This window comes from Pseudomonas shirazensis (genome assembly GCF_014268785.2).
GTDB lineage: Bacteria > Pseudomonadota > Gammaproteobacteria > Pseudomonadales > Pseudomonadaceae > Aquipseudomonas > Aquipseudomonas shirazensis.
Map to the genome: position 1 here is coordinate 48,748 of NZ_JABWRD020000006.1, position 6,201 is coordinate 54,948.

Below are 6,201 nucleotides of genomic sequence, written 5' to 3' on the forward strand. Positions count from 1 at the left end.
CATGGCTAGTATGTGTTTTTTTGCATTGTGACGATAGCGGCCCCGCGGTTTCAATACGCTCATTATTTGAACAACAACGGGTATCGGACGATGGCAACCTGTGGCGAAGTGCTGGTCAAACTCCTCGAAGGCTATGGCGTCGACCATGCCTTCGGCATCCCCGGCGTGCATACCGTCGAGCTTTACCGCGGCCTGGCGGGCTCCACGATTCGCCACATCACCCCGCGCCATGAGCAAGGCGCCGGGTTCATGGCCGACGGTTATGCACGCACGCGCGGCGTGCCTGGGGTGTGCTTCATCATCACTGGCCCAGGCATGACCAACATCACCACCGCCATGGGCCAGGCATTTGCCGACTCGATTCCGATGCTGGTGATTTCCAGTGTGCAGTCGCGCAATGCCCTGGGCGGCGGGCGCGGCAAGCTGCACGAGTTGCCCGATCAGCGCGGGCTGGTGGCTGGAGTCAGCGCATTTTCGCAAACCCTGATGAGCGCCGATGACTTGCCGCATGTGCTGGCGCGGGCGTTCGCCGTGTTCGATGGCGCCCGGCCACGGCCTGTGCATATCGAGATCCCGCTGGATGTGCTGGTCGAGCCGGCCGATCATTTGTTGCCAGGCCGACCGATCCGGGTCAGCCGCGCAGCAGCGGCGCCGACCACCGTTGTGCAGATGGCAACACGTCTGGCCCAGGCGCAACGGCCATTGATCCTTGCCGGTGGCGGTGCGCTCGCAGCCGGCGCGGCCTTGGCCGCACTGGCGGAGCATTTGCAGGCGCCGGTAGCTTTGACCATCAATGCCAAAGGTCTAATGCCTGCAGACCATCCCTTGCAGATTGGTTCGACCCAGTCGCTGCCCGTTACCCGCGAACTGATCGGCGAAGCCGATGTTGTGCTGGCGATTGGCACTGAGCTGGCAGAAACCGACTACGACGTGACCTTCCAGGGTGGTTTCAAGATTCCCGGCAGCCTGCTGCGGATCGACATCGATCCGGACCAGACTGTGCGCAACTATTTGCCGGAGCTTGCCTTGGTGGCCGATGCCGAGCAGGCCGCGCAGGCCTTGCTGGCTGCAGTGCAGCAGCAGCCAGCACCGCAGCGTCAAGCCAGTTGGGGCACCGCTCGGGCCGCGCGACTGCGCCAGGCCCTGGCGGCCAGCTGGGATCAGCCCAGCTTGAGCCAGACCCGCTTGCTCAAGACATTGTTGCAGACGCTGCCAGAGGTGGTGCTGGTCGGTGACTCAACCCAGCCGGTCTACACCGGTAATCTGACTCTGGACATGCCTGCGCCGCGCCGCTGGTTCAATGCCTCGACCGGCTACGGCACGCTTGGATATGCGTTGCCAGCAGCGATGGGGGCCTGGCTGGGCAGCTCGGCGGCGATCAAGCAACGCGCGCCAGTGGTCTGCTTGATTGGCGATGGTGGCCTGCAGTTCACCCTGCCTGAACTGGCCAGCGCGGTGGAGGCGCAGGTGCCGCTGATTGTCCTGCTGTGGAATAACCATGGCTATGAAGAGATCAAGAAGTACATGCTCAACCGCGATATCAAACCGGTCGGGGTAGATATCCATACCCCAGACTTCATCGCCGTGGCGCAGGGCCTGGGCGCGGCCGCCGAGCAGGTCAACGACGTCGCGCAGTTGCAGGCGGCGTTGGCCCGCGCCGTCGAACGCAACAAGCCCACGCTGCTGCAGGTCGATCAGGCGCAGTGGCAGCAGGCCGTGCACGATTGATTCGGGCAGTGCTCAGCTGGCGCTGGCGCGTAACCGGGCGACATCGCGAATCGGCGGCGCACCATACAGCCGGCTATATTCGCGGCTGAACTGCGACGGGCTTTCATAGCCGACACGGTAGCCCGCCACCGCCGCCTCGACACCATCATTGAGCATCAGCCGGCGCGCCTCCTGCAGGCGCAGCTGTTTTTGATATTGCAGCGGGCTCATCGAGGTCACGGCCTTGAAGCGGTGGTGCAGTGTCGAGGTGCTCAGGTTGACCTCGCGGGCCAGCTCGTCGATACGCAGCGGCTGTTGATAATGCCGGTTGAGCCAGGCGATGGCCTGGCACACGCGATGGGTCTGGCTGTTGGACAGGGCGATTTCATACAGCCGATAGCCCTGCGGGCCGCGCAGTACTCGATACAGCAGCTCGCGCCGCACCAGCGGCGCCAGTACTGGAATATCGCGTGGTGAATCGAGCAGCCGTACCAGCCGCAGCAGGGCATCGAGCAGCTCGCCATCGCTGCGCTCGACGAACAGGCCACGGCCCGACGGTTGGCTGGGCACCAGCATCGGCCCGCTCTCGGCAATCAACTGGCTGATCTCGGCAGGGTCCAGGTCCAGGCGCAGGCCCAGGCAAGGATTGTCCGGGCTGGCATCCAGGCTGGCGCCGGTGATTGGCAGGGTTACCGACACCACCATGTAATGCAGTGGGTCGTAGGTGTAGCTTTCATCACCCAGAAACAGCGTCTTGCTACCTTGGGCCAGAATGCACAATGCAGGCTGCGCCAGGGTCGGCATTGCGCGCAGGTTTTCCTCGTAACGACTGAGGTATAGCGCGTCGATCGCCGACGGCCCGCCTCCGGCATGGCGCAGGATCAACCCGGCGAGTTCCTCGCGGAGGGCTTCAAGTATGGGGTCCAGTGGCGATGGGGTGGTCATGACGGGTTTCCTCTGCTGAGGGGAGCAGGATAGGTTTGGGCAAGCTCGGGTGCTAGTCGAATGCTGTCGGTCGCTTGCCTGATCCTGCCGCGGCGCAGGATCAGGCAAGCGGCTCGCAGTAATGACCTAACGGTGCAGGTCAAGCGGAGCATAACCTTGGTTGCCTGGATCTTCCGTCTGGCCTGTTTCAAGGAGCGCATTCATGACACCACGTCAACCGGTCACCCATTTGGCTTTTATCCGTGCCAGCAACGGCCGCTCGTCCGAGCTCGGCGCGCGTCTGCGGGACCTGCTCGAACCGTCGCTGCGCATGCCCGGCTGCCTGAGCTTCAGCGTGCAGCGATCGCAGGCCGATGACGACCTGTGGCTGCTCAGCGGCAGTTGGCACGATCAGCAGGCAATGACTGGCTACTTCGCCTCGGCCAATCTCGACCTGCTCGGCGAGCTGGTGCAGGCGCAGGTGCTGGCAAGCCTGGATCTGCATACCTTCAGCGAGTGATCAGCAGGTTACAATGCCGCCTTTTCGACAAGGAAACGCAGCATGGCACGTAGAGAATTTGCCCAGTTTGAAGCGGTTTCAGCGATGGTCCCGGTTGAGGGCGGTGGTTATCACGCTGCCATTGCGGTCAAGGCGCTCGCCGGGATGGGTACGCCGCGTTTTCACAAGGTGCTTGATGGCCAGCTGTTCAAGGGCGCAATCGCGGCCGATGAGGCCGCTTGCGCCGAGCTCGAACGCTTGCAGGGCGTGAACGAAGAGGGCGAGCTGATCTGGTGATCAGCCATCGTTGCGCGGCCGCGCCATCTTGAACAGATTGCCCAGCTCGAAGTAATCCTGCGGGCCACCACCGCGCAGAATCGGCTCACCGGCAGCCGTGTCGTAGATGCCGTCCTTGAGCAGGTGCTCGGCGATGTGTACAGCCACCACTTCGCCAAGGATCAGCCAGCTGGGTACCAGTTCCTGATCGGCGCGCTTGAGCTGGATGATCTGGCTCACCTTGCATTCGAACGCCACCGGGCTTTCGCCCACTCGCGGTACACCGACGATGCGCGATGCCGTCGGCGTCAGCCCGCTCAGGACAAACTCGTCGACATCGGCTGCAACCGCAGCGCAGCTCTGGTTCATCTGCTCGGCCAACGGTCGGGTGGCCAGGTTCCAGACGAATTCGCCGGTCTGTTCGATGTTGTTCAGGCTGTCTTTGCGGCCAACACTGCAGAAGCCGATGATCGGCGGAATGTAGTTGAAGGCGTTGAAGAAGCTGTAGGGCGCCAGGTTGAGCCGGCCCTCGCTGTCGTGCGAGGAGATCCAGCCAATCGGCCGCGGGCCGACGATGGCGTTGAAGGGATCGTGGGGCAGGCCGTGGCCTTTTGCAGGTTCGTAGTAGTACATCTGATCAGGGCCGCTCTGGGATGGACAAGATGCCTAGTGTGCCGGTTCTGCGCGCTGCTGCAAATGATCAAGCCCGGCAAGGCCGGGCTGGGTGCTCGCAGCAGGGCTTAGCTGAAGCGATGACCTTTGGTGTTGTCGAAGCCGTCTTCTGCAAAGCGTGCGCCGTTGGTGCGGTCGAAGCCGTCTTCTGCAAAGCGTGCGCCGTTGGTGCGGTCGAAGCCGTCTTCTGCGAAGCGTGCACCGTTGGTGCGGTCGAAGCCGTCTTCTGCGAAGCGTGCACCGTTGGTGCGGTCAAAACCATCCTCTGCGTACGCTGCCGATTGAGCGCTGGCGGCAGCAAAGGAATGAGCACTGGTACGGTCGAAGCCATCTTCAGCGAAAGCGCCGGTAGCCAGGACGGAGAGGGCGACGGCGAGAATCAGTTTGTTTTTCATGGCTGGTTGCTCCGGTAGGTTTCAGGTTGTTTTGTTTCCATGAATCAAATGCTACTCCGGTTAATTTGATTAAAAAGCGCAAAAATATGCACATTCGAATCGTATTAATCGATGTATATCTATGCGATTGGCACCGCTTGCAGGCTTGTGCCCGTGGCAGGTTTGAGTGATTGGTCAGCTTGTGCAGACTAGGTGTCTGAGATTAATGAGGAATTAACAGGCTGAAACTGGCGCGAAGACATTGAACGGTGAAAATGAAAAAGGGCACACCGATTACCGGTGCGCCCTTTCTGGATTGCCGCTGCGGGATCAGTCAGTGGTGATCCGCGAATGGGTCTTGGTGTCTTTCATGGTTGCGTACACCAGCAAGGAGCAGGCGATGCAGGCGGTGACGTACCAGTAGTAGCCGCTTTCCATGCCGGCGCTCTTGAACCACAGGGCGACGTATTCAGCGGTGCCGCCGAAGATCGATACAGTCAGCGCGTACGGCAGGCCAACGCCCAGCGCACGGATCTCGGTCGGGAACAACTCGGCTTTGACCACCGCGTTGATCGAGGTGTAGCCGCTGACGATGATCAGCGCCGCCATGATCAGGAAGAACGCGCCCCACCAGGTCTGGATGGTGTGCAGGGTGGTCAGAATCGGCACCGTGAAGATCGTCCCCAGTACGCCGAAGGCGATCAGGATCGGGCGTCGGCCGATCTTGTCCGACAGCCCGCCTATCACGGGTTGCAGGCACATGAACAGGAACAACGTAGCGGCCGAGATGGTGGTCGAGTCGCTGATGCTCATGCCCACCGTGTTGACCAGGTACTTCTGCATGTAGGTGGTGTAGGTGTAGAAGGCCAGGGTGCCGCCCATGGTCAGGCCAACCACGGTAAGCAGCTCCTTGGGATGGCGCATCAGGGTGCGCATCAGGCTTTCTTTGGACTTCTCTTTCTTGGTGAACGACGCGGTTTCTTCCATACCGCGACGCAGGTACAGCGCAACCACTGCACACAGCGCGCCGATCACGAACGGCACACGCCAGCCCCACGAGTACAGTTGCTCGGTGGTCAGGGTCTGCTGCAGAACGATCAACACCGCCAGGGCAATCAACTGGCCGGAAATCAACGTCACGTACTGGAAGCTGGAGAAGAAGCCACGACGCTCCTTGCTGGCCATTTCGCTAAGGTAGGTAGCGGAGGTGCCGTATTCACCGCCTACCGACAGGCCCTGCAGCAAACGTGCAAGAACCAACAGGATGGGGGCCGCGACGCCGATGGTTTCATAACCTGGGGTCAGCGCAATCACCAGCGAACCTGCGCACATCAGCAGTACCGACGCCATCAGCGCCGCCTTGCGGCCCTTGCGGTCGGCGTAGATGCCCATCAACCAGCCGCCGATCGGGCGCATGAGGAAGCCCACGGCGAAGATCGCAGCGGTATTGAGCAATTGTGCAGTGGTGTCGCCGGCAGGGAAGAAGGCCTTGGCGAAGTACAGCGAGAATGCGGCGTATACGTACCAGTCATACCACTCGACCATGTTGCCGATCGACCCGCTGAAGATCGACTTGAGGCGGCTGGCGGTGGTTTTTTCGGCGGCCGGCGCTGTGGCCGCCCCGGTTGGCAGGGAGGTGGCGTTATCCATCGGAGGTAACCTTCTCGTTGTTTTTGTGGAGCACGCCGGAGCGCTGCTTGAGAAGGGGTAGTGCAGGAGGTGTGCCAGTTAGAATTCTGGGGCTGCTTT

Annotated in this window: 7 protein-coding genes; 3 read left to right on the top strand and 4 right to left on the bottom strand. The window is 61.5% G+C overall.

Annotated elements, in window-relative coordinates:
• Positions 1-90 precede the first annotated feature (90 nt).
• Positions 91-1,728: a 5-guanidino-2-oxopentanoate decarboxylase gene (locus HU736_RS21595; RefSeq protein ID WP_186700833.1), complete on the top strand. Its 1,638-nt coding sequence runs from the start codon at positions 91-93 to the stop codon at positions 1,726-1,728.
• A 12-nt stretch (positions 1,729-1,740) separates the two neighbouring features.
• On the opposite strand, the gene HU736_RS21600 is transcribed toward HU736_RS21595, so the two are convergent.
• Complete coding sequence (locus HU736_RS21600; protein WP_186700831.1) at positions 1,741-2,652, bottom strand: AraC family transcriptional regulator; 912 nt, start codon at positions 2,650-2,652, stop codon at positions 1,741-1,743.
• A gap of 202 nt (positions 2,653-2,854) precedes the next feature.
• Between HU736_RS21600 and HU736_RS21605 the strand changes: the two genes are divergently transcribed.
• Positions 2,855-3,151, top strand: a complete 297-nt coding sequence (locus HU736_RS21605; RefSeq protein ID WP_101321924.1) for an antibiotic biosynthesis monooxygenase family protein — start codon at positions 2,855-2,857, stop codon at positions 3,149-3,151.
• A gap of 42 nt (positions 3,152-3,193) precedes the next feature.
• On the top strand, positions 3,194-3,427 hold the full coding sequence (locus HU736_RS21610) for a hypothetical protein (protein ID WP_103438422.1): 234 nt from the start codon (positions 3,194-3,196) through the stop codon (positions 3,425-3,427).
• On the opposite strand, the gene HU736_RS21615 is transcribed toward HU736_RS21610, so the two are convergent.
• From HU736_RS21615 to HU736_RS21625, 3 genes are all read right to left on the bottom strand, one after another.
• Positions 3,428-4,039 (bottom strand): flavin reductase family protein, encoded by a 612-nt coding sequence (locus tag HU736_RS21615; RefSeq protein ID WP_101321922.1) that lies wholly within the window; start codon positions 4,037-4,039, stop codon positions 3,428-3,430. It lies immediately after the preceding gene.
• 107 nt (positions 4,040-4,146) lie between these two features.
• Positions 4,147-4,473 carry a hypothetical protein gene (locus tag HU736_RS21620; protein ID WP_186700829.1) on the bottom strand — a complete coding sequence of 109 codons (327 nt, stop codon included), beginning with the start codon at positions 4,471-4,473 and terminating at the stop codon, positions 4,147-4,149.
• 309 nt (positions 4,474-4,782) lie between these two features.
• Positions 4,783-6,102 (bottom strand): MFS transporter, encoded by a 1,320-nt coding sequence (locus HU736_RS21625; protein WP_181088832.1) that lies wholly within the window; start codon positions 6,100-6,102, stop codon positions 4,783-4,785.
• Positions 6,103-6,201: the final 99 nt, after the last annotated feature.